Raw genomic sequence first — 20,692 nt, forward strand, 5'->3', positions numbered from 1 at the left:
AGGTCATCTCATATCTGAGATAGCGTGCCCCCATGGCAGACGACTACCTCGTACGCATCGGCAAGCTCATCCGTGACGCCCGGCAACACCGGGGCTGGACGCAGAGTCAACTCGCGGACGCCCTGGGCACCAGCCAGAGCGCCGTGAACCGGATCGAGCGCGGCAACCAGAACATCAGCCTTGAGATGATCGCCCGCATCGGTGAGGCACTCGACAGCGAGATCGTCTCCCTGGGCTACGCCGGCCCGATGCACCTGCGCGTGGTCGGCGGCCGCCGCCTGTCCGGCGCCATCGACGTCAAGACGAGCAAGAACGCGTGCGTCGCCCTGCTGTGCGCCTCCCTGCTCAACAAGGGCCGTACGGTGCTGAGGCGGGTGGCCCGCATCGAGGAGGTCTACCGCCTCCTGGAGGTCCTCAACTCCATCGGCGTCCGCACCCGCTGGATCAACGACGGCGTGGACCTGGAGCTGATCCCGCCGGCCCGCCTCGACATGGAGGCCATGGACGCGGACGCGGCCCGCCGGACCCGGAGCATCATCATGTTCCTGGGCCCGCTGCTGCACCGGATGGAGACCTTCCGACTGCCCTACGCGGGCGGCTGCGACCTCGGCACCCGCACCATCGAGCCGCACATGATCGCCCTGCGCCGCTTCGGCCTGGACATCACCGCGACCGAGGGCATCTACCACGCGAAGGTCGTCCCCGGCATCTCCCCGGACCGCCCGATCGTGCTGACCGAGCGCGGGGACACCGTCACGGAGAACGCCCTGCTGGCCGCCGCCCGGCACGACGGCGTCACCGTCATCCGCAACGCCTCCTCCAACTACATGGTCCAGGACCTGTGCTTCTTCCTGGAGGCCCTGGGCGTACGGGTCGAGGGCGTCGGCACCACCACGCTCACCGTGCACGGCGTCCCGAGCATCGACGTGGACGTGGACTACTCCCCCTCCGAGGACCCGGTCGAGGCGATGAGCCTGCTCGCGGCCGCGGTGGTCACGGAGTCGGAGCTCACCATCCGCCGGGTGCCGATCGAGTTCATGGAGATCGAGCTCGCGGTCCTGGAGGAGATGGGCCTGGACCACGACCGCTCGGCGGAGTACAACGCGGACAACGGCCGGACCCGCCTGGTCGACCTCACGGTCCGCCCGTCGAAGCTCGAAGCCCCGATCGACAAGATCCACCCGATGCCGTTCCCCGGACTGAACATCGACAACGTCCCCTTCTTCGCGGCCATCGCCGCCGTGGCCCAGGGCCAGACCCTGATCCACGACTGGGTGTACGACAACCGGGCCATCTACCTGACGGACCTGAACCGCCTCGGCGGCCGCCTCCAACTCCTGGACCCCCACCGTGTCCTGGTGGAGGGCCCCACCCGCTGGCGCGCGGCGGAGATGATGTGCCCGCCGGCCCTGCGCCCGGCGGTGGTCGTCCTCCTGGCGATGATGGCGGCGGAGGGCACCTCGGTCCTGCGCAACGTCTACGTGATCAACCGCGGCTACGAGGAACTGGCCGAACGCCTCAACTCGGTGGGCGCCCAGATCGAGATCTTCCGCGACATCTAGGCAACGGGCCGAGGGGAAATCCGGCTGACCCGCCAGGGCCGTAGGTGAGCGCCAGGTGGAACATCACCTCGGAGTCGGTGGTCCCCTCCACGTTCGGGTACAGCGCGGGGTCGATCAGCAGGGTGAGATCCCGCCGCATGCGGTGGAACTCGGCGATGGACCCGTTGTGCATGAACATCCAGCGGCCGTGCCGGAAGGGGTGACAGTTCGTCTGCTGCACCGCCGTGCCCGTCGAGGCCCGGATGTGGGCGAAGAACAGCGGGGAGCGGACGTGGTCGGCGATCTCGCGCAGGTTGCGGTTGTTCCAGGCGGGGCCGATCTCGCGGAGCATCGCCGGGCTTCCCGTCGGCTCCTCGGTGTACCAGCCGACGCCGAAGCCGTCGCCGTTCGTCGTCTCCACGCCCATCCTGGAGTGCAGGCTCTGGTCGATCAGTGAGTGGGCGGGTTTGTAGAGGATGGTTTCGAGCAGGAGGGGAGTTCCCGAATACGCGAGCCATCGACACATGAGTCATCACCTCGGGGTGCAACGCACGGTAGCCCTGTCCGTTGTGGGGTCACCCTCTGGTGATCGCCACGCCAGGCCGGACCGCGATCAGGCCACTGTTCGGCCCGATGGGGCGCTTGCCCTCGCCAGATGCGGCGCGGGCGCGGCAGAATCGGGATTCCGTAGGACGAAGGGGCGGCCATGGGCTTGGGAACGAACTCCGGCGCGGATACCGGGACGGAAGTGCCCGGGCTGGCCGGTGCGCCGTTGCTCGGGTCGCTGTTCGACCTGAAGTCCGACTCCCTCGGCACCTATCTGCGGGCGCAGCACCGGCACGGCGACCTGGTACGGATCACGGCCGGTCCGCCCGGGATGCGCGCCGAGTTGTACTGCGTCTTCTCCCCCGCCGGCGCCCAGCAGGTGCTCGCCACCGACGCCGCCCGCTTCCGCAAGGACAACCACTTCTACCAGGAGGTCCGGGAGTCCTTCGGCAACGGGCTGCTGACCAGTCAGGACGAGGACTACCTGCGTCAGCGGCGGCTCGTGCAGCCGCTGTTCACCCGGCGCCGCGTGGACGGCTACGCCGAGGCGATCGCCGCCGAGACCCGATCGGTCATCACCGCCTGGGACGAGGCCCCGGGCGGCGTCGTCGACGTCTCCGACGAAATGACGCACCTCGCCCTGCGGGCCGTCGCCCGCATCCTCTTCGGCACCGATGTCGAGGCCACCGCCGATGTCGTGGCCGAGTGCTTTCCGGTGATCACCGACTACGTGCTGCGCCGCGGCTACTCCCCCGCCAACGTCCCGCGCAACTGGCCCACGCCCGGCAACCGGCGGGCGGCCGCCGCGATGGACGAGCTGTACGGGGTCTGCGACACGATCATCGCGCAGCGGCGGCGGACCCCGGGGACGGGCACCGGGTCAGCGCCCGCGGCCGCGGCGGCGGCGGCGGGTCAGGACCTGCTGTCGCTGCTCGCCGCCGCCAGGAGCTCGGACGACGGGGAGTTCGACGCCACCGAGTTGCGCGACCAGGTGCTGATCTTCCTGCTCGCCGGGCACGAGACGACGGCCACATCTCTCTGCTTCGCCCTGCACCTGCTGTCCCGCCACCCCGACGAGCAGGACCGGGCCCGCGAGGAGATCTCCCGCGTGCTGGGCGACCGTACGCCCGGAGCCGCCGACCTGGACCGGCTCCCGTACCTCACCCAGGTACTCAAGGAGGCCATGCGGCTCTACCCGGCCGCTCCGGTCATCGGCCGCAAGGCCGTCGCCGCCACCCGGATCGGGGAGTACACCGTCCCCGCGGGCGCGGACGTGATCGTGGCGCCGTGGGTGACCCACCGCCACCCCGCGTACTGGCCGGACCCGGACCGCTTCGACCCCGAGCGCTTCACGCCCGAGGCGGAGGCGGGGCGGCCGCGCTACGCGTGGTTCCCGTTCGGCGGGGGTCCGCGCGCCTGCATCGGGCAGCACTTCTCGATGCTGGAGTCGGTGATCGCGCTGGCGATGATCCTGCGCGCCTACACGTTCGAGGCCGTGGACACCGAGATCCCGGTCGGCGCCGGGATCACCCTGCGCACGAACGGCCCGGCGCGCTGCCGGATCCGGCGCCTGGCGGGCCAGGCCACCGCACCTCCGGGCCCGCGCTGCCCGGATATGGGGATGCGGGCAGGTCAGAGCAGGTAATAGGGTCGATGCCCGTGGAACCACTCACCGAGAAACAGATCCGCTCATCCTTCGTGAACTGCACCAAGGGCGAGGCGGCGCGGCTGCGCCTGCCACTCGACTTCACCGAACTGCCCTGGGAGGACCTGGACTTCCTGGGGTGGGTGGACCCGGGAGCGCCCCTGCGCGCGCACCTCGTGCTGCCCCGGGAGGACGGCCCGCTGGGGATCTCGCTGCGCGTACCGTCCGTCGGCCGCACCAGCGCGGTGAAGTCCAGCCTGTGCCAGATCTGCCTGACGGGGCACGCCTCCTCCGGGGTCACCCTGCTCGCCGCCCCGCTGGCGGGTGCGCGCGGCCGTGAGGGCAATACGGTCGGCACCTACATCTGCGCGGACCTCGCCTGCCCGCTGTACGTACGCGGCAAGCGGCAGCCGAAGCTGCGTGCCGGGCGCTACGAGGAGTCCCTGACGCTGGACGAGCGGCTCGCCCGCATGTCCGACAACCTGGACGCCTTCGTGGCCCGCGTCACCACGGCCTGACCGACCACGGCCCGCATACGGCCGACGGCCGCGCCCCACGCAAGGCCCGCGGCCGCCGCTACGTACGGTCGGCCGCCGGCTTGTGGTTGCCCTGGAGGCGTGCGAGGTCCGAGGGCCGGACCTGGATGACGAACAGCGCGATCAGCGCGCCGACCAGGGTGAACAGGGAGGCCACGACGAAGGCCGAGCTGATGCCCGAGGTGAGGACCTGGTCGCCCCACGGCTTCGGGAGCTGCCCGGTGCGCTGGAAGAACGCCTTCTGCACGGGGCTCGCGGTGCTGAGGAAGGCGGGCACCTGCTCCTTGGCCTCGTTGCGGCTCGCCGTGCCGTAGACGGTCACCAGGATCGACAGGCCGAGCGAGCCGCCCACCTGCTGCATCGTGTTCAGCAGACCGGACGCGGCACCCGACTCCCGGTCGGTGACGTTGGACAGGGCCATCAGCGTCAGCGAGACGAACTGCAGGCCCATGCCGAGGGCGAAGAGCAGCATCGGGCCCAGGATGCTGCCGAGGTACGTCGAGTCGACGTCGATCTGAGTCAGCCAGGCGAGTCCGGCCGCCGAGGACAGCGCGCCCGTGACCATGAAGGGCTTGGGGCCGAACTTCGGCAGCAGTTTCGCGGTGATCGCGGCGCCCACGGCGATCACGGCACTGACCGGCAGGAAGGCGAGGCCGGCCTGGATCGGGCTGAAACCCAGCACGATCTGCACGAAGAGGGTGAGGAAGAAGAACATGCCGAAGATCGCGCAGGCGAGCATGAGCATGATCCCGTAGGTCCCGGCCCGGTTGCGGTCGGCGAACATGTGCAGCGGGGTGATCGGCTGGGGCGAGCGGCGCTCATTGAGGATGAACAGGGTCAGCAGGACCACGGCGGCGCCGAAGGAGCCGAGGGTCACCGGGTCGCGCCAGCCCTCCTGGGAGGCCCGGATGAAGCCGTAGACGAGCGAGACCATGCCCACGGTGGACAGCAGCGCGCCCGCGAAGTCGAAGTGTCCGGGGTGGCGTTGGGACTCGTGCAGGACCTTCCAGGCCAGCAGCGCGATCACGATGGCGATGGGGACGTTGACGAAGAGCACCCAGCGCCAGTCGAGCCATTCGACGAGGATGCCGCCCGCGAGGAGTCCGATGGCGCCGCCGGCGGCCGAGACTCCGGCGAACACGCCGAACGCCCGGTTGCGGGCGGGGCCTTCGCGGAAGGTGGTGGTGATCAGCGCGAGGGAGGTCGGCGAGGCGATGGCGCCGCCGACGCCCTGGAGGGCGCGTGCGGCCATCAACTGACCCTCGTTCTGGGACAGTCCGCCCAGGAGGGAGGCCATCCCGAACAGCAGGACGCCGAAGATGAAGACGCGTTTGCGGCCGAGGATGTCACCGGTGCGGCCGCCGAGGAGCAGGAGTCCGCCGAAGGCGAGGGTGTAGGCGTTGACGACCCAGGAAAGGCTCTCGGTCGAGAAGTTGAGCGCCGCCTGGATGTGCGGCAGCGCGATGTTCACGATCGTGATGTCGAGAACCACCATGAGCTGACAGGACGCGATGACGAACAGAGCGAGTCCGTTGCCGCGTTCCTGGGCCTTGCCGTCGACCCCGTTGCTGCTCGGCGATGGGTTCGGGTGCACCCTTTCGACGCTAAGCCCGCACCTCCGGGGCCACCACTCGAACAGCCTAGTAGTGGTGACATTTCACATGTCACACTACGATCATGGATGACTTCCTCAGGCTCTCCGCGAGCACGGCCCGCTTCAGCTACGGCGCCCCGCGCGCCTTCTCCTTCGGGGACGAAGGCCGCCTGCTCTGGTTCCTCCGGTCGACCGGCCCCACCGACGCCCTCGACAGCCTCTGGGTGCTCGACACCACCACCGGCGCCGAGACCCGGCTCGCCGATCCCCGCGAGCTGTGCCCCGAGCCGGGCCCGCTCCCGGTGGCCGAGCGCCGGCTGCGCGAGCGGACCCGGCTCGTCGCCGCCGGGATCGGCTCCTACGCCCTCTCCGGCGATGGCCTGCACGCCGTCTTCGCGCTGTACGGGCGCCTCTTCGAGGTCGGCGCGGGCAAGGCCGGTGCGGGCAAGGCCGGTGCGGCCGAGGAGATCCCGGCCGCCGGACCCGCGCTGGACCCGAGGCCGAACGCCGACGGCTCGCGCACCGCGTACGTCACCGACGACGTGCTGTACGTAGCCCCCGGCGGCCGGGTCAGCCCCGACGACGGGGCCCGGTGGGGCCTCGCCGAGTTCGCCGCCGCCGAGGAGCTCGGCCGTACCCGGGGTCACTGGTGGTCCCCGGACGGAGCCACCCTGCTGGCCGCCCGCGTCGACGAATCCGCCCTCCAGCGGCGCTGGTTCGCCGACCCGGCGCACCCCGAACGGCCGGCCGAGGACTTCGCCTACCCCGAGGCGGGCGGGCCCAACGCCGACGTCCAGCTGTGGGTGCTCGGCGAGGGCGGGGCGCGGATTCGGGTCGACTGGGACGCCGGGGCCTATCCGTACGTCTCCGACGCGGGCTGGGAGTCCGGGACCGAGATCCTGCTCACCGTCCAGGACCGGCTCCAGCAGAACGTCCTGCTGCTCTCCGCCGACCCGGCCACCGGCCGCACCCGGGAGCTGTCCCGCACCACCCACCCCCAGTGGGTGGACCCGCTGGTCCCCGGCACCCCGGCCCGCCTCGCCGACGGGCGGATGCTGACCGCCACCGACACCGCGGGCGGCGCCGCGCGCGCCCTCGCCCTGGACGGCGAGCCGCTGACCGGGGACGGAATCCAGGTCCGCGCCGTGGCCGGGGTCCACGAGGGCCGGCTGCTGATCGAGGCGGGTCTGCGCGACCCGTCCGAGCAGCAGGTGCTGCTGCTGGACCCGGCCACCGGGAAGCTGACCCCGCTCGCCGACGGACCCGGCGTGCACAGCGTGTCCGCGTCGGCCGGGACCCTGCTGCTGACCCGCGCCGACGCCGACGGCGTACGGCGCACCGTACACACGCCCGACGGGCGGGAGTTCACCCCCGCCGACCTGTCGGAGCCGCTGCCCCACCACGTGGTCCCGCTCCTGGAGCGGGTCACCGAGCACGGCATCCCCACCGCCCTGGTACTCCCCCGCGACCACGTCCCCGGCCGTCGGCTGCCCATCCTGATGGACAGCTACGGCGGCCCCTGCGCGCAGGACGTCGTCGCCGAGCCGCGCCGCTGGCAGGCCCGCCAGTGGTGGGCCGACCAGGGCTTCGCGGTGGTGACCGTGGACAACCGCGGAACCTCCCACGTCTCCCCGGCCTTCACCCACGCCATGTACCGCGGCTTCTCCGAGGTCACCCTCGAGGACCAGGTCGCGGCGCTGCACGCGCTCGCCGCCCGCCACACCGACCTCGACCCCGGCCGGGTCGGGGTGCGCGGCTGGTCGTACGGCGGCTATCTCGCGGCGATGGCCGTACTGCGCCGCCCGGACGTCTTCCACGCGGCGGCGGCCGGGGCCGCGCCGACCGACTTCCGGCACTACGACACGGCGTACACCGAGCGGTACCTGGGCCTTCCGCAGGACCACCCGGAGGTCTACGAGCGGGACTCCCTCATCCCCGACGCCCCGAAGCTCTCCCGCCCCCTGCTGCTGATCACGGGCCTGGCCGACGACAACGTCCACCCGTCGCACACCCTGCGCCTCTCGCAAGCGCTGACGGACGCGGGCCGCCCGCACCAGCTCCTGGCACTGCCCGGCGTCACCCACATGACCCCGGGCGGCACCCGGGAGAAGCTGATGACGCTGGAACTGGAGTTCTTCCGCAAGGAACTGGCCTGACGGACCACGGAGGCGGCCGGCGCAGCGCCCTGCGTGGGCGCCGGCCGCCCGGCACGGGCGGGCGGGTCAGTGACCGAAGTGCCGGGCCCGCGCTGTCTCGCCCCCGGGCGCACCGTGCGCGAAGGCGAGGATGTCGGACGCCGCCTCGCGCAGGCTCGCGAAATGGCGGTGCACCCCGTCCACCGGGGACGCGGTGTTGACCCCCCACACCGTCATGCCGGCCCGCAGCCCGGACGCGACGCCGGACGGCGCGTCCTCGATGACCAGGCAGTCCCGTGGGGCGGCGCCCAGACGTTCCGCCGCCAGCAGGTAGGGAACGGGCGAGGGCTTGCCCTCGTCGACGGCGGCGGCGTCCACGACCAGACCGGGAAGGGGGAGTCCGGTCCGGGCGAACCGGGCGCGCACCCGGTGCTCGTAGTTCGAGGTCACCAGTGCCCAGCACCCCGGGGACAGGCCGCGCAGGAGCTCCGGCGCACCGGCGAATGCGGTGTAGTCGCCGGTCCGGACATCCTCGTCCTCCAGCGCGTGCAAGGCCGCCAGGCACACCTGCGGGTCCCGTTCCGGGGCCACCGCCGCGAACGTCTCCAGGGGGCGCGTCCGCAGCGCCACCTCGTAGACCGCCACGGGGTCGAGTCCGTACCGCGTCGCCCACGTCTCCCAGACGCGACGCTGGTTGGCCAGCGCGTCGATCAACGTCCCGTCCACATCGAAGAGGACGTATCGCGCGGAGCCCGGCCGGGCCGGTGTGTCGGTCACGGTGTGATCATGCCATCGGTCCGTCGCCCCGCGGACGGCGGACGGCGGACGGCGGACGCGGAAGGACCCGGGTCGATCGTGTCGCTCCGGGTCCCTCCTCTTCCTCCCGTGGGTCCCGTCAGTCCCCCGGGAAGTGGCAGGCCACCTCGCGGGAGGCGGCAGGGCGCAGCACGGGGCGGTCCGTGCGGCAGAGCTGCTGGGCCTTGGGGCAGCGCGGGTGGAAGGCGCAGCCCGGGGGTGGAGCGGCCGGGCTCGGCGGGTCGCCGAGCAGCACGATCCGCTCCCGCCGCCGTTCGGCCACCGGGTCGGGCAGCGGTACGGCGGACAGCAGCGCCCTGGTGTACGGGTGCTGCGGGTTCTCGTAGAGGGACTTCTTGTCCCCGATCTCGACGATCCTGCCGAGGTACATGACGGCGACCCGGTCGCTGACCCGCTTGACCACCGACAGGTCGTGCGCGATGAACACGTAGGCGAGGCCGAGCTCCGCCCGCAGCCGTTCCATCAGGTTGACGATCTGGGCCTGTACGGAGACGTCCAGCGCCGAGACCGGCTCGTCGGCGACGATCAGCCGGGGGCTCGTGGACAGCGAGCGGGCGATGCCGATGCGCTGGGCCTGGCCGCCGGAGAACTCGTGCGGGTAGCGGTCGATGTGCTCGGGGATCAGGCCGACGAGCTCCATCAGCTCGGCGGCCCGGCGGCGGGCGTCCCCCGCGCTCCAGCCCTGCACCAGCAGCGGGTCGGAGATGATCCGGGCCACGGTCTGGCGCGGGTTGAGGGAGGAGTGCGGGTCCTGGAAGACCATCTGGATGTGCTTGCGCATGGGGCGCATGGCGGACGGGGAGAGCCGGCTGATGTCCTTGCCCTGGAAGGCGACCCGGCCCGAGGTGGGTTCCAGCAGCCGTACCAGCATCCGGCCGGTGGTGGACTTCCCGCAGCCCGACTCCCCGACGAGGCCGAGGGTCTGACCGGCCGCCAGGTCGAAGGAGACCCCGTCGACGGCGCGCACGGGCGCCCCCCGGCGCCCGGTCACGGATCGTCGGCCGGGGAAGGTCATGGTGAGGTCCTGTACGGACAGCAGCGGTACGGCCGTGTCCGGCCCGGCGGCGGCCACCACTGCGGACACGGCTGCGGCGTTCGTGGAAGACCCGGCTCCGACGGTCATCGGGACACCTCCGGGGCGGTCGAAGGGAACCGGGGCGCGGAGCCGCCCGGTGGGAGCGCGGCGGAGCCCGCGAAATGGCACGCGGCCCGCCGAGCCGAAGCACCGTACGGGCCGAATTCGGGCCTCTCGCCCGAGCAGCGCGCCATCCGTTCGGCCGGGCCGGCGGCGGCCACGGGACAGCGCGGGGCGAAGGCGCAGCCGGGGGCGGGAGCGAGCAGGGAGGGCGGGGAGCCGGGGATGAAGGGCAGGGGGACGTCGTCTGCGGTGTCCAGGCGGGGCAGCGAGTCGAGCAGGCCGCGCGTGTAGGGGTGGGCGGGGTCGGCGAACAGGTCCTCGGCCGGGGCCTGTTCGGCGGCCCGGCCGCCGTACATGACGAGCACTTCGTGGGCGACGCGGGCGACGACACCCAGGTCGTGGGTGATCATCACGACGCCGAGGCCGCGCTCCTGCTGGAGCCGGGCGATCAGTTCCAGGATCTGCGCCTGCACGGTGACGTCCAGGGCGGTGGTCGGCTCGTCGGCGATCAGCAGGTCGGGCTCGCAGGCCAGGGCCATGGCGATCATCGCGCGCTGGCGCATGCCGCCGGAGAACTGGTGCGGGTACTCCCCCGCACGGCGGGCCGGTTCCGGTATGCCGACCTCGCCGAGCATGTCGACGGCGCGTTTGCGGGCGGCGGACCGGCCGGCCTTGAAGTGCACCCGGAAGTGCTCGGCGATCTGCTCGCCGACCGTGTAGTAGGGGTGCAGGCTGGACAGCGGGTCCTGGAAGATCATGGCCATCCGGCGGCCGCGGACCTTGGACAGTTCCCGTTCCGGGAGCCCGGTCAGCTCCCGTCCGGCCAGCGCCACGGAGCCACTGACCTCGACCGGGCCGCGGTGCAGGCCCATGACGGCGAGCGAGGTGACGGACTTGCCGGAACCGGACTCGCCGACGATGCCGAGGGTGCGGCCGGCCTCGACGGTGAAGCCGATCGAGTCCACGGCGCGTACGGTCCCCCGCCCGGTGGTGAACGTGACGCGCAGATCGCGTACTTCGAGGAGCGCGGCGGCGGCCATCAGTACCTCACTCTCGGGTCGATGACGGCGTACAGGAGGTCGACGAGGAGGTTGGCGACGACGATGAAGAAGGCGGCGAGGAGGGTGACCCCGAGGACCACGGGCTGGTCGGAGTTGACCAGGGCGCCGTAGAACAGCCGCCCGATGCCCGGGAGTCCGAAGATGGACTCGGTGATGACGGCTCCGGCGAGCAGTCCGCCGAGGTCCATGCCGAAGATGGTGAGGATCGGGGTCATCCCGGAGCGCAGCCCGTGTTTGACGACGACCGTGCGCTCGGGCATGCCCTTGGCGCGGGCGGTGCGGATGTACGGCTCGGCCATCGCCTCGATCATCGAGCCGCGGCTCTGGCGGGCGTACATGGCGGCATAGAGCAGGGCGAGCGCGATCCAGGGCAGCGCCAGGTTCGAGGCCCAGGCGAGCGGGTTGTCGGTGAACGCCCGGTAGGTGGGGTAGGGCAGCAGGCCGGCGATGCGGATGACCCCGTGGATGAGCATCACGGAGGTGAAGTAGACGGGCAGCGAGGCGGCGGCGACGGCGCCGACCATCAGGGTCTTGTCGGTGGCGGTGTCCTTGTGCAGGGCGGCGGTGACCCCGGCGCCGAGGCCGAGGACCAGCCACAGCGCGGCGGCGCCGAAGGCGAGCGAGGCGGAGACCGGGAGCCGGTCCATCAGCAGGTCCCACACGGGCAGCGAGTTCTCGTAGCTGTAGCCCAGGCAGGGGAAGTCGCACTGGACGGCGTACTGGCCGGTGCCGAGGGTGCGGCCGGTGAAGATGCCGGTCAGGAAGTCGCCGAACTGGCGCCACAGGGGCTGGTCGAGGCCCAGGTAGGTCCGTACGTCGGCCAGGCGTTCGGCGCTGCAGGTCTTGCCGCAGGCGGCCGCGGCCGGGTCGGCGGGCAGCACGTAGAAGATGAGGAAGGTGACGGCGGCGATGGCGAGGAGCACGCCGGCGAGGGCGAGCAGCCGGCGGGCGAGGTAGAGGATCAACTGCGGCCGCCCCTCGGGTCGAGGATGTCGCGCAGGGCGTCGCCGAGCAGGGTGAAGGCGAGCACGGCGAGGAAGAGGAAGATGCTGGGGATGACGAAGTACATGGGGTCGGTCTCGTAGTAGGCCACGGACTCGGCGATCATCTGGCCCCAGGACGGGGTGGGCGGGCGGACGCCGACGCCGAGGTAGCTGAGGGCGGCCTCGGTGCTGATCATTCCGGGGATCAGCAGGGTGGTGTAGGCGATGACGGGGCCCGAGACGCCCGGCAGGACGTCGCGGGTCAGGATCCGCCAGGGGCCGGAGCCGCCCACGCGGGCGGCGTCGACGTACTCGCGGTGTTTGAGGGAGAGGGTCTGGCCGCGGACCACGCGGGCGACGCCGGGCCAGCCGAAGACCCCGATGACGGAGGTCATCAAGGCGATCCGGTTCACGTCCTTGGCCACGGACAGCATCGCGATCATGAAGATCAACGAGGGGAAGGACATGGTCAGGTCCATGAGCCGGGACAGGATCGTGTCGGTGCGGCCGCCGAAGTAGCCGGCGGCGATCCCGGCGGCGGTGCCGGCGACCACCACGATGGCGGTGGCGGCGAAGGCGATCAGGAGGGAGACCTGCGCGCCGTGGATGACGCGGGCGAACAGGTCGCGGCCGGTGACGGGTTCGACTCCGAGCCAGTGCTCGGGGCTGATCCCGCCGAGGGCGCCGAGCGGCTGGCCCCCGAGGTAGGGGTCGACGGCGGTCTTGTCGAACTCGTTCGGCGACCAGCCGCCGAGGGCCCCCAGCCAGGGGGCGGTGACGGCCATCAGGACGAAGAGGAGGACGACGCAGAGGCTGACTCGGACGGCGGGGCGGCTGCGGAGTTCCTGCCGGGCGAGCTGCCAGGGACTGCTGCCGGGCGCTGCCGTGGTCCGGGCCGCGGCGGCTTCGGGGGCCGGGGCGGGGCCGGGGACCGGGGCGGTGGTGGTCATGGTGTCGCGGGCCTCCGGCTTCCTCAGCCCTGGCTCTTCGCGGGGTCCTTGAGGCCGACGGTCCCGTAGTCGATGGTGCCGGTCCACACGGGGTGGCCGAAGGCACCGGCGATGTTGGTGCCGACCAGGAGCGGCTTGCGCTCCAGGAGCAGCGGGACGTTCGGGGACTTGGCGATCAGGGCGGCGTCGAGGTCGATCCAGGCCTGGTTGGCCTCCTTGGCGTCGGCCATGGCGTTGATCTCGTCGATGCGCTTGATGGTCGCCTCGTCGCGGAACTGGCTGTAGTTGCCCTGGTTGCCCTTCTCCTTGATGGTGCGTCCGTCGAAGACGAACGGGATCCAGGTGGAGCCGGAGGGGTAGTCGGGGCACCAGCCGGTGAGGGTCATGTCCGGGGTGGTGGAGAGGTCGCCGATGACGTCGTAGTAGGCGCCCGGGTCGACGGTGTCGATGACGACCTCGATGCCGGCGCGGGACAGGCCCTGCTGGATGGCCTCGGCCTTGCCCTTGTCGCCGGTGGAGACGGAGAGGGACACCTTCAGGCTCTCCTTGCCGGCGGCCTTGAGGAGTTCCTTGGCCCGGTCCGGGTCGCCGGCCGGGGCGATCTTCAGGACGTCGGCCTGCTTGCCGCCGGAGAGGGCCGGGGGGAGGTAGGCGGTGGCCACCTCGTTGAGGGCCGGACCGCCGCCCGCGGTGACGACGGCTTCCTTGTCGACGGCGTACTGCATGGCCTCGCGAACCTTCGGGTCGTTGAAGGGGGCACGGGAGTTGTTCAGGTGGAGCATCTCCGTGCAGCCCTGGGACTCGGCGAGCAGCCGGGCCTTGACCTCCGGCTTGGGCAGCACCTTGGGGGCGCTCTCGGGGCGCATGTCGGCGTACTGGACGGTGGAGGCGTCGACGCCCTCGCCGGCGATGATCCGGTCGTCGATCTGGCCGCCCTTGAGGCCCATGACGACCACGAACCTGTCGGGGTAGGCCTTGCGGACGGTGTCGGTGCCCGGGTCCCAGTGCTCGTTGCGGACCAGGACCAGCTTCTTGTCCCGGTCGTACGACTCGATCTTGTACGGGCCGGAGGAGAAGGGGCGGGCGTCGTACTGGGTGCCCTTCTCCTGGGACTGGGGCACGGGGGCGAAGGTCGGCAGGGTGGCGGTCGCGGAGAACTCGGCCACCGGACGCTTCAGTTCGAAGACGATCGTGCGGTCGTCGGGCGTCTTGACGGAGTCCAGGTGCTGTCCCTGGAGCGGGCCCTTGTATCCCTCGGTCCCGGCCAGGTACTGGGCGGCGTAGTCGGGGCCGCCGGTGAGGTCGGGGCTGAAGGAGCGCTCGACGTTGTACTTGACGTCCTGGGCCCTGACCGGGCTGCCGTCCTCGTACTTCACGCCCTCCTTGAGGGTGAAGGTCCAGGTGCGGCCGCCGTTGGAGGGGGTGCCGAGGTCGGTGGCGAGGTCGGGGACCAGTTCGCTGCCGGCCTTGCCGGGCTCGGCCTTGAAGGTGACGAGCGTGCGGTAGAGGAGCCGGGTACCGAAGTCCATGGTCGGCATGACCCAGTTGCGGGCGGGGTCGAGGTGGGCGAAGTCCTGGTTGGACAGGACGGTGAGGGTGCCGCCCTTGACCGGGGTGCCGCCGAGGATCTTGCCGTCGTTGGCGGCGGCGGGATTGGCACCGCCGGCGCCGGCCGAGCCCTTCTGGGTGTCGGAGCAGCCCGAGGCGCCGAGCGCGAGAGCTGCCACCAGGGCGGTGGCGAGGACGAGTTGGGTGCGCTTGGTCATGGTCACTCCAGGAAAGGGCCGCGCTCTAGGATGTGACCGGTAACATAGTAATGTGAAATTGCACTGACAAGGGGTTGGTGGCGCCGTTATCCAGCCGTGTCCAAAACGGCCGGGCGGCGCGTCGGCGCGACACCCGGCCCGGCGGACGGGACCATGCCTGGTGTGATCAGGCAGGCCAAGGCCACGCAGCGGAGCAGGAGTTCACAGCGGCGCGAACCCGGGCGGCGCGAACCGCGGCCGTGGGAACCCGAGCGACGGGAACCGGGGCGGCGGGACTTCCTCACCGCGATGGGGGCGGCCGCGAGCTACGCGCTCGGGGTTCCCGCACGGGCCACGGCCGCCGGCCGGGACGCCGCCACCGCCGCCGAGTACGTCGACGTCCAGCTCCTCAACATCACCGACCTGCACGGCTTCCTGCAGGGCGCACCCGGCAGCAACTCCGTCATCGTCGGCAACGGCGGCCGCAGCTACACCGTGGGCGGCGTCGCCCCGATGGCCGCCCACCTCGAACGGCTCCGCGACGGACACCCCCACTCCTTCTTCTTCACCCCCGGGGACGCCTTCTCCGGCTGGGAGTTCGACGCCGCGGCCTTCGCGGACGAGCCGACGATCGAGGCCCTCAACCGCCTGGGGCTCGACTTCGCGACGGCCGGCAACCACGAGTTCGACAAGTCCCCCGCCATGCTCCGGCGCCATATGGAGCAGGGCGTCCCGTTCCCCGTCGAGGGCCGTGACACCTCCTTCCCCGACTCCTCCGGCCTGCGCTTCCACGGAGCCGACTTCCGCTACTACAGCGCCAACCTCACCTGGGCCCGGGACGGCCTGACGGTCCTGCCCGCCTACCACGTCGAGCACGTGCGCACCGCCGACGGCCGGGAGCTGCCGATCGGGTTCATCCACCTCACCGCCCTGGGCAGCGAGCGGTTCGCCGGCTCCTACCAGCCGGGCCTGGTCACCCTGGACGAGGTCGCCACGGCCGATCGCTACGCGGCCCTGCTCAAGAGCCAGGGCGTGGGTGCGATCGTGCTCAGCCTGCATGACGGGGCGGTGGCGGGAGCCGACTTCAACAGCGGCTCCGACCCCTCGGGGCCCGCCCTCGACCTCGCGCTGCGGGTCTCCCCGGACATCGACGCGATCGTCACCGGGCACTGGCACACCCGGTTCAACATGATGGTCCCCGACCCGGACGGCGTCCCCCGCCCGTTCGTCGAGGCCGGCTGCTACGGCCAGGTCATCAACGAGATCAATCTGCGGCTGGACCCGGTCACCGGCAGGGTGGTCCGGGAACTGACCGTCTCCACCAACCACCCCAACACCCGGGACGTCGCGCCCCATCCCGGGCTCCAGGAGGTCGTCACCTACTGGGCGGGGCAGGCGGCCGAGCGCGACCGTACCCGGATCGGACGTCAGACCGGCTCGTTCCTGCGGGCCCGGAACACGGCGGGCGAGAGCACCATGGGCAACCTGGCCGCCGACTGGGCGCTGTGGGCGGGCAGCAGGCCCTCCGATCCCGAGAACGACGGCAACATCCACCCCAACGTCCCGGCCGAGCTCGCCGTGGTCGCCGCGGCGCCCCGGGTCGGCCAGGCCGTCATCGCCGGGGACCTGGTCCTCGATCCGGCGTCGGGCGGCGCCGTCACCTTCGGCGGTGCCTGGCGCGCACTCGGGTTCGGCGATCCGGTCGTCAGCGCGTGGGTGAGCGGGCAGCGGATCCACGACGCCCTGGAGGAGCAGTGGACGACGACGGAGAGCGGCGAGCTGCGCTTCGCGCCCCTGGCCGTCTCCCGGAACGTGCGCTACAGCTTCGACGCGCAGGGCCCGGTCGGGGACCGGGTGCACCCCGAGGAGGTGTTCATCGACGGCAACCCGCTGGATCCCGGGCGCGGTTACCGGCTCGCTGCCCCCTCGTACACGCTCCTCGCGTACGACGGCTACCCGTCCCTCTCCGAGTTCGGAGAACCGTACCGGCACCAGCGCGACTTCGAGAGCTTCGTGGCCTACGTCCGCGAGACGGCGGTGCTGTCCCCGCCGCCCAGGGGCCGGGTCACCGCGGCGAACACGGGCGCCGCGGCGGCCGACGTGGGCACGGTGGTGGACCCGCCGGTCCTGCTCCTGCCCGACGGCACCCCGGTACCCCGTCCGGAGGCGGCGATCATCTCCGCGGACCGGCCGCAGTCGGCCGGCGACGGGGGCCGCGCCCCCTGCTGATCGCCCCGGAACCCCGCCCGGTCTACTGGACGCCCGAGCCCAGGCCGCCGGGAACGCGGCCGACCGGTTCGTCGCGGCCCTGGGCCCAGAGGGAGCGGACGTGGCCGAGGTGGCGGAGCATGCACTCCATCGCCGCCTCGGCATCGCCGCTCAGCATCAGGTCGAGCAGCTCGATGTGCTCCTCCGCCGACGAGACCAGCTTGCCGGCCTCGTCCAGGCCCGTCAGGCCGTACAGCCGGGACCGCTTGCGCAGGTCGCCGACGGTCTCCACCAGCCGGTCGTTGCCCGCGAGGGCCAGCAGGGACAGGTGGAAGCGGCGGTCGGCCTCCAGGTAGCCGATGAGGTTGTGCTCGCGCGCGCTGCTGACGATCTCCTCGGCGATGGGGCGCAGCGCCTGCAGCTGCTCGGCCGTGGCCATCTTCGTGATCCGGCCGATGGTCGGCACTTCGATCATCGTGCGCAGCTCGGTGAACTGGTCCAGGTCGCGCTCGCTGACCTCGGTGATCCGGAAGCCCTTGTTGCGGACGGGTTCGACGAGTCCCTCGCGGGCCAGGTCGAGCATGGCCTCGCGCACGGGTGTGGCCGAGACGCCGAGTTCGGCCGCGAGGCCCGGTGCGGAGTAGACGCTCCCGGGGCGCAGCTCACCCGCTATCAGCGCGGCTCGCAGTGCGTGGCCGACCTGGTCGCGGAGGCGTTCCTGGGCCTTGATGAGACTGTGCTGCTTCAGGTCACCCATTGCATTTCCTCCGAGACCCCCGTACACCACCGACGAGGAGAGGAACAGCGTACAATGTCACGTTGCGCTGCTCACACTCCGGCGGCCTCGTACAGCGCGACCGCCACAGCGAGATCTTCCCAGGCCATGCCCACACTCTTGAAGAGCTGTGGACAACTCCGCGGCCCGCCCGCGGGCATCCGACCGCCCACCAGGTCGGCCAGGGTGCCGGTGATATGACCGGGCCCGACGGCCCCTTCGGCCTCCGGAACGAGAAGGTCCCCGGCCTCGCGCAGGGCCGCCGCCCGGGACTCCACGTACACCGCCGCCCGTCGCACGAGGGCGGTGTCCGTCTCCCGGGCCGTGGGCTCGTGCGAGCCGACGGCGACGACGGTGGCGCCCGGCCCGACGAGCCGCCCGTCGAAGAGGGGCTCCCGGGCGGTGGTGCAGCAGATCACCAGATCGGCGTCGGCCACCTCCTTCGGGGTGCCGGTCCGGGCGGCCGGACCCAGGGTACGGGCGTACGCGGCCAGCTCCTGCGCGCGCCCGGGATGCCGGGCGACCACCACCACCTCGGCCAACTCCCTTACGGCCAGAGCCGCTTCCAGATGTCCGTACGCCTGCGGCCCGGAGCCGAAGAGCACCAGCCGCAACGGGCGCCCGGCCGGGGCCAGGTACCGCAGGGCGAGGGCGGAGACGGCCGGGGTGCGCAGGGTGGTGAGCGCCGCGCCGTCGAGCAGGGCCAGCGGGCGCAGGGTGGGCCCGTCCAGCAGCAGGTACGAGCCGGTGATCCTGGGCAGTCCGCGGTCCGGGTTCCCGGGCGCCACCCCGGCGATCTTCACCCCGGCGTACGCACCGGACGCGGCCGGCATCAGCAGCAGTTCGCCGCCGCCCGGCACCCCGATCGCGGAACGCGGCGGGCAGCTCTCCGGGTCGAGGCCGCCGAGCAGGGCTGCGGCCACGGCGTCGGCGGCCGCGGCCGGACCGATCAGCGCGGCCGTCCGCCCGGCGTCGAGCTGGGGGATGCCCGTCACAGGAGGAATCCGGTACCGAGCGCGTCGTGCGGGTCCACCACGAAGGCGTGTTCGCCGGTGCGGTGGGCGGTGCCGGTGACCTCGGTGACCCCGCCCTCCAGCATCCGCCCGGTGAACACGGTGCCGGTGACCGACTCGTGCAGCAGGTCCTCGCCGGGGCCGAGCCGCCCGTCCTCGGCGAGCAGCGCGAGCCGCGCCGAGGTGCCGGAGCCGCAGGGCGAGCGGTCGATCTGCCCGTCGGCGAAGACGGTGACGTTGCGCTGGTGCGGCCCGAACGGGGTGTCGGGCAGCTCCTCGTGGAGGATCACCCCGTAGACCCCGGACAGCAGCGGGCCGCCCGGGTGCCAGGTGGCGGGGTGGGTGGCCAGCGCCGCCCGGATCTCCTGCCCGGCCCGCACCAGGGCGGGCAGCGCCGCCCGGGAGACGTCCAGGCCGAGGTCGCGCGCGCGGACGGCGGCGTAGCAGGCCCCGGCGTGCGCGATGTCCACCTCGGCGAGCCCGAACGAGGTGGCGACGGGCACCTTGCGGGCTCCCACCAGCGCCGGGACGTTGCGGAAGGTGACCCCGGTGGTACGGCCCGCGGCGCGGTGGACGGTGGCGGTGACCCGCCCGGACGGTACGTCGATGCGCACGGGGGTGTCCCCGTCGTCCGGGGCGGCGACCCGGCCGGTGTCCACGGCCCAGACCCCGAGGGCCATGGCGCCGTGGCCGCAGGCGGTGGAGTAGCCGTCCTTGTGCCAGAACAGGACGCCGAAGTGGGCCCCGTCGTCATCGGCCGGGACCACGAACCCCCCGTACATCCCGGCGTGTCCGCGCGGCTCCTGCACGAGCAGGCGCCGTACGTCGTCCAGCGCGCCCCGGCGCGGCGCGGTCCCCGACCCTCCCGGGCCGATGGCGGTGGCGCAGCGCTCGGCGACGGTGTCCCCGGGGACCGGTGGCATGCCCGCCTGGGCGCGGTCGACGATCCGGAAGGGCTCGCCGGCGGTGTGGTAGTCCACCGTGCGGACGGTGATCACAGCAGGAACCCTCCGGGGAAGGGGTCGGTCGGGTCGAGGAAGTACTGGGCGGTGCCGGTGATCCAGGCCCGCCCGGTGACCGTGGGGACCACGGCCGCCAGGCCGCCGACCGTGGTCTCGCCGACGAGCCGGCCGGTGAACTCGGTACCGATGAAGGACTCGTTGACGAAGTCCGTGTCGAGCGCCAGCAGGCCGCGGGCGTGCAGTTGCGCCATCCGCGCGCTGGTCCCCGTACCGCAGGGCGAGCGGTCGAACCAGCCGGGGTGGATGGCCATGGCATGCCGGGAGCGGTGGGCGTCGGAGCCGGGGGCGGCGAGGTAGACGTGCTTGACGCCGGCGATGGAGGGGTTCTCGGGGTGGACGGGCCGGTCCGGGCCGGCGTTGATCGCGTCCATCACCGCGAGCCCGGCGGCGATCAGGTCGTCCCCCCGTGCGCGGTCGAAGGGCAGGCCCAGGGCGTCCAGTTCGACGAAGGCGTAGAAGTTGCCGCCGTAGGCCAGGTCGTAGGTGATCGCGCCGAAGCCGGGTACCTCGGTCTTGAGGTCGAGGCCGACGCTGAAGGAGGGGACGTTGGTGAGGGTGACGGCGGTGGCCGCCCCGTCCTCGACCCGGACGTCGACGCTCACCAGCCCGGCCGGGGTGTCGAGCCGGACGGTGGTGACCGGCTCGACGACCGGCACCATGCCGGTCTCGACGAGGACGGTGGCGACCCCGATGGTGCCGTGCCCGCACATGGGGAGCAGGCCCGACACCTCGATGTAGAGGACGCCGTAGTCGGCGTCCGGGCGGGTCGGGGGCTGCAGGATCGCGCCGCTCATCGCGGAGTGCCCGCGCGGCTCGTACATGAGCAGGGTCCGGACGTGGTCCATGTGCTCGATGAAGTGGAGCCGCTTCTCGGCCATGGTGGCGCCGGGGACCACCCCGACTCCCCCGGTGATGACCCGGGTCGGCATGCCTTCGGTGTGCGAGTCCACCGCGTGGTAGACGTGGCGCGTACGCATTCCGGAT

General features: G+C 72.2%; 16 protein-coding genes and 1 pseudogene. 5 read left to right on the forward strand and 12 right to left on the reverse strand.

The genetic code is table 11. The features are described 5' to 3' along the window. The first annotated feature begins 32 nt into the window (after positions 1–32). Positions 33–1,562 (forward strand): UDP-N-acetylglucosamine 1-carboxyvinyltransferase, encoded by a 1,530-nt coding sequence (locus ACIQZO_RS32170; protein ID WP_030386102.1) that lies wholly within the window; start codon positions 33–35, stop codon positions 1,560–1,562. Positions 1,563–1,599: 37 nt separating this feature from the next. Here the strand turns inward: ACIQZO_RS32170 and ACIQZO_RS32175 are convergent. Continuing rightward, positions 1,600–2,067: pseudogene (locus ACIQZO_RS32175) on the reverse strand (class II glutamine amidotransferase); the annotation flags it as partial. Between the two features lie 180 nt (positions 2,068–2,247). Here ACIQZO_RS32175 and ACIQZO_RS32180 point away from each other — a divergent pair. Together ACIQZO_RS32180 and ACIQZO_RS32185 are read left to right on the forward strand one after the other, a co-directional pair. Next, a complete protein-coding gene (locus ACIQZO_RS32180; protein WP_403633005.1) occupies positions 2,248–3,732 on the forward strand; it encodes a cytochrome P450 in 1,485 nt (494 codons plus the stop codon). A gap of 14 nt (positions 3,733–3,746) precedes the next feature. Continuing rightward, a complete protein-coding gene (locus ACIQZO_RS32185) occupies positions 3,747–4,250 on the forward strand; it encodes an FBP domain-containing protein (RefSeq protein WP_403633008.1) in 504 nt (167 codons plus the stop codon). A 58-nt stretch (positions 4,251–4,308) separates the two neighbouring features. Here ACIQZO_RS32185 and ACIQZO_RS32190 read toward each other — a convergent pair whose 3' ends face one another. Beyond that, positions 4,309–5,763 carry an MFS transporter gene (locus ACIQZO_RS32190; RefSeq protein ID WP_403633171.1) on the reverse strand — a complete coding sequence of 485 codons (1,455 nt, stop codon included), beginning with the start codon at positions 5,761–5,763 and terminating at the stop codon, positions 4,309–4,311. Between the two features lie 182 nt (positions 5,764–5,945). Between ACIQZO_RS32190 and ACIQZO_RS32195 the strand changes: the two genes are divergently transcribed. Next, the gene (locus tag ACIQZO_RS32195) at positions 5,946–8,018 is read left to right on the forward strand and encodes a prolyl oligopeptidase family serine peptidase (RefSeq protein WP_403633011.1); all 2,073 of its coding nucleotides are present in this window, start codon (positions 5,946–5,948) and stop codon (positions 8,016–8,018) included. Between the two features lie 66 nt (positions 8,019–8,084). Here the strand turns inward: ACIQZO_RS32195 and ACIQZO_RS32200 are convergent, their stop codons facing one another. From ACIQZO_RS32200 to ACIQZO_RS32225, 6 genes are all read right to left on the reverse strand, one after another. Then, the gene (locus ACIQZO_RS32200) at positions 8,085–8,774 is read right to left on the reverse strand and encodes an HAD family hydrolase (protein ID WP_403633014.1); all 690 of its coding nucleotides are present in this window, start codon (positions 8,772–8,774) and stop codon (positions 8,085–8,087) included. Between the two features lie 118 nt (positions 8,775–8,892). Continuing rightward, positions 8,893–9,828 (reverse strand): ABC transporter ATP-binding protein, encoded by a 936-nt coding sequence (locus ACIQZO_RS32205; protein WP_403633174.1) that lies wholly within the window; start codon positions 9,826–9,828, stop codon positions 8,893–8,895. Between the two features lie 104 nt (positions 9,829–9,932). Further along, a complete protein-coding gene (locus ACIQZO_RS32210) occupies positions 9,933–10,991 on the reverse strand; it encodes an ABC transporter ATP-binding protein (RefSeq protein WP_403633017.1) in 1,059 nt (352 codons plus the stop codon). Then, positions 10,991–11,977, reverse strand: coding sequence for an ABC transporter permease (locus ACIQZO_RS32215; RefSeq protein ID WP_403633020.1), 987 nt, complete (start codon positions 11,975–11,977; stop codon positions 10,991–10,993). The genes ACIQZO_RS32210 and ACIQZO_RS32215 overlap by 1 nt, the downstream gene beginning before the upstream one ends. Further along, the gene (locus ACIQZO_RS32220; RefSeq protein WP_403633022.1) at positions 11,974–12,945 is read right to left on the reverse strand and encodes an ABC transporter permease; all 972 of its coding nucleotides are present in this window, start codon (positions 12,943–12,945) and stop codon (positions 11,974–11,976) included. The genes ACIQZO_RS32215 and ACIQZO_RS32220 overlap by 4 nt, the downstream gene beginning before the upstream one ends. A 23-nt stretch (positions 12,946–12,968) precedes the next feature. Continuing rightward, positions 12,969–14,711, reverse strand: a complete 1,743-nt coding sequence (locus ACIQZO_RS32225) for an ABC transporter substrate-binding protein (RefSeq protein ID WP_403633025.1) — start codon at positions 14,709–14,711, stop codon at positions 12,969–12,971. A gap of 288 nt (positions 14,712–14,999) precedes the next feature. Here ACIQZO_RS32225 and ACIQZO_RS32230 point away from each other — a divergent pair, with 288 nt between their 5' ends. Next, positions 15,000–16,919 (forward strand): bifunctional metallophosphatase/5'-nucleotidase, encoded by a 1,920-nt coding sequence (locus ACIQZO_RS32230; protein WP_403633177.1) that lies wholly within the window; start codon positions 15,000–15,002, stop codon positions 16,917–16,919. A gap of 22 nt (positions 16,920–16,941) precedes the next feature. On the opposite strand, the gene ACIQZO_RS32235 is transcribed toward ACIQZO_RS32230, so the two are convergent. The 4 genes from ACIQZO_RS32235 to ACIQZO_RS32250 all read right to left on the reverse strand — a co-directional run bounded on the left by ACIQZO_RS32235 (position 16,942) and on the right by ACIQZO_RS32250 (position 20,685). Further along, the gene (locus ACIQZO_RS32235) at positions 16,942–17,655 is read right to left on the reverse strand and encodes a GntR family transcriptional regulator (protein WP_403633028.1); all 714 of its coding nucleotides are present in this window, start codon (positions 17,653–17,655) and stop codon (positions 16,942–16,944) included. 71 nt (positions 17,656–17,726) lie between these two features. Beyond that, positions 17,727–18,668, reverse strand: coding sequence for an ornithine cyclodeaminase family protein (locus tag ACIQZO_RS32240; RefSeq protein ID WP_403633031.1), 942 nt, complete (start codon positions 18,666–18,668; stop codon positions 17,727–17,729). Next, positions 18,665–19,684, reverse strand: a complete 1,020-nt coding sequence (locus ACIQZO_RS32245) for a proline racemase family protein (RefSeq protein ID WP_403633034.1) — start codon at positions 19,682–19,684, stop codon at positions 18,665–18,667. The genes ACIQZO_RS32240 and ACIQZO_RS32245 overlap by 4 nt, the downstream gene beginning before the upstream one ends. Continuing rightward, on the reverse strand, positions 19,681–20,685 hold the full coding sequence (locus ACIQZO_RS32250; RefSeq protein ID WP_403633036.1) for a proline racemase family protein: 1,005 nt from the start codon (positions 20,683–20,685) through the stop codon (positions 19,681–19,683). The genes ACIQZO_RS32245 and ACIQZO_RS32250 overlap by 4 nt, the downstream gene beginning before the upstream one ends. Positions 20,686–20,692 lie beyond the last annotated feature (7 nt).

The organism is Streptomyces sp. NPDC097617, assembly GCF_044761485.1.
In the GTDB taxonomy this organism is placed as follows: domain Bacteria; phylum Actinomycetota; class Actinomycetes; order Streptomycetales; family Streptomycetaceae; genus Streptomyces.

Bases quoted from the DNA above. Each gene is read 5' to 3' on its own strand.
- ACIQZO_RS32205 (WP_403633174.1), bottom strand. From the start codon at position 9,828: ATGACCTTCCCCGGCCGACGATCCGTGACCGGGCGCCGGGGGGCGCCC.
- ACIQZO_RS32195 (WP_403633011.1), top strand. From the start codon at position 5,946: ATGGATGACTTCCTCAGGCTCTCCGCGAGCACGGCCCGCTTCAGCTAC.
- ACIQZO_RS32235 (WP_403633028.1), bottom strand. From the start codon at position 17,655: ATGGGTGACCTGAAGCAGCACAGTCTCATCAAGGCCCAGGAACGCCTC.
- ACIQZO_RS32210 (WP_403633017.1), bottom strand. From the start codon at position 10,991: ATGGCCGCCGCCGCGCTCCTCGAAGTACGCGATCTGCGCGTCACGTTC.
- ACIQZO_RS32225 (WP_403633025.1), bottom strand. From the start codon at position 14,711: ATGACCAAGCGCACCCAACTCGTCCTCGCCACCGCCCTGGTGGCAGCT.
- ACIQZO_RS32220 (WP_403633022.1), bottom strand. From the start codon at position 12,945: ATGACCACCACCGCCCCGGTCCCCGGCCCCGCCCCGGCCCCCGAAGCC.
- ACIQZO_RS32180 (WP_403633005.1), top strand. From the start codon at position 2,248: ATGGGCTTGGGAACGAACTCCGGCGCGGATACCGGGACGGAAGTGCCC.
- ACIQZO_RS32190 (WP_403633171.1), bottom strand. From the start codon at position 5,763: ATGGTGGTTCTCGACATCACGATCGTGAACATCGCGCTGCCGCACATC.
- ACIQZO_RS32230 (WP_403633177.1), top strand. From the start codon at position 15,000: ATGGGGGCGGCCGCGAGCTACGCGCTCGGGGTTCCCGCACGGGCCACG.
- ACIQZO_RS32170 (WP_030386102.1), top strand. From the start codon at position 33: ATGGCAGACGACTACCTCGTACGCATCGGCAAGCTCATCCGTGACGCC.
- ACIQZO_RS32250 (WP_403633036.1), bottom strand. From the start codon at position 20,685: ATGCGTACGCGCCACGTCTACCACGCGGTGGACTCGCACACCGAAGGC.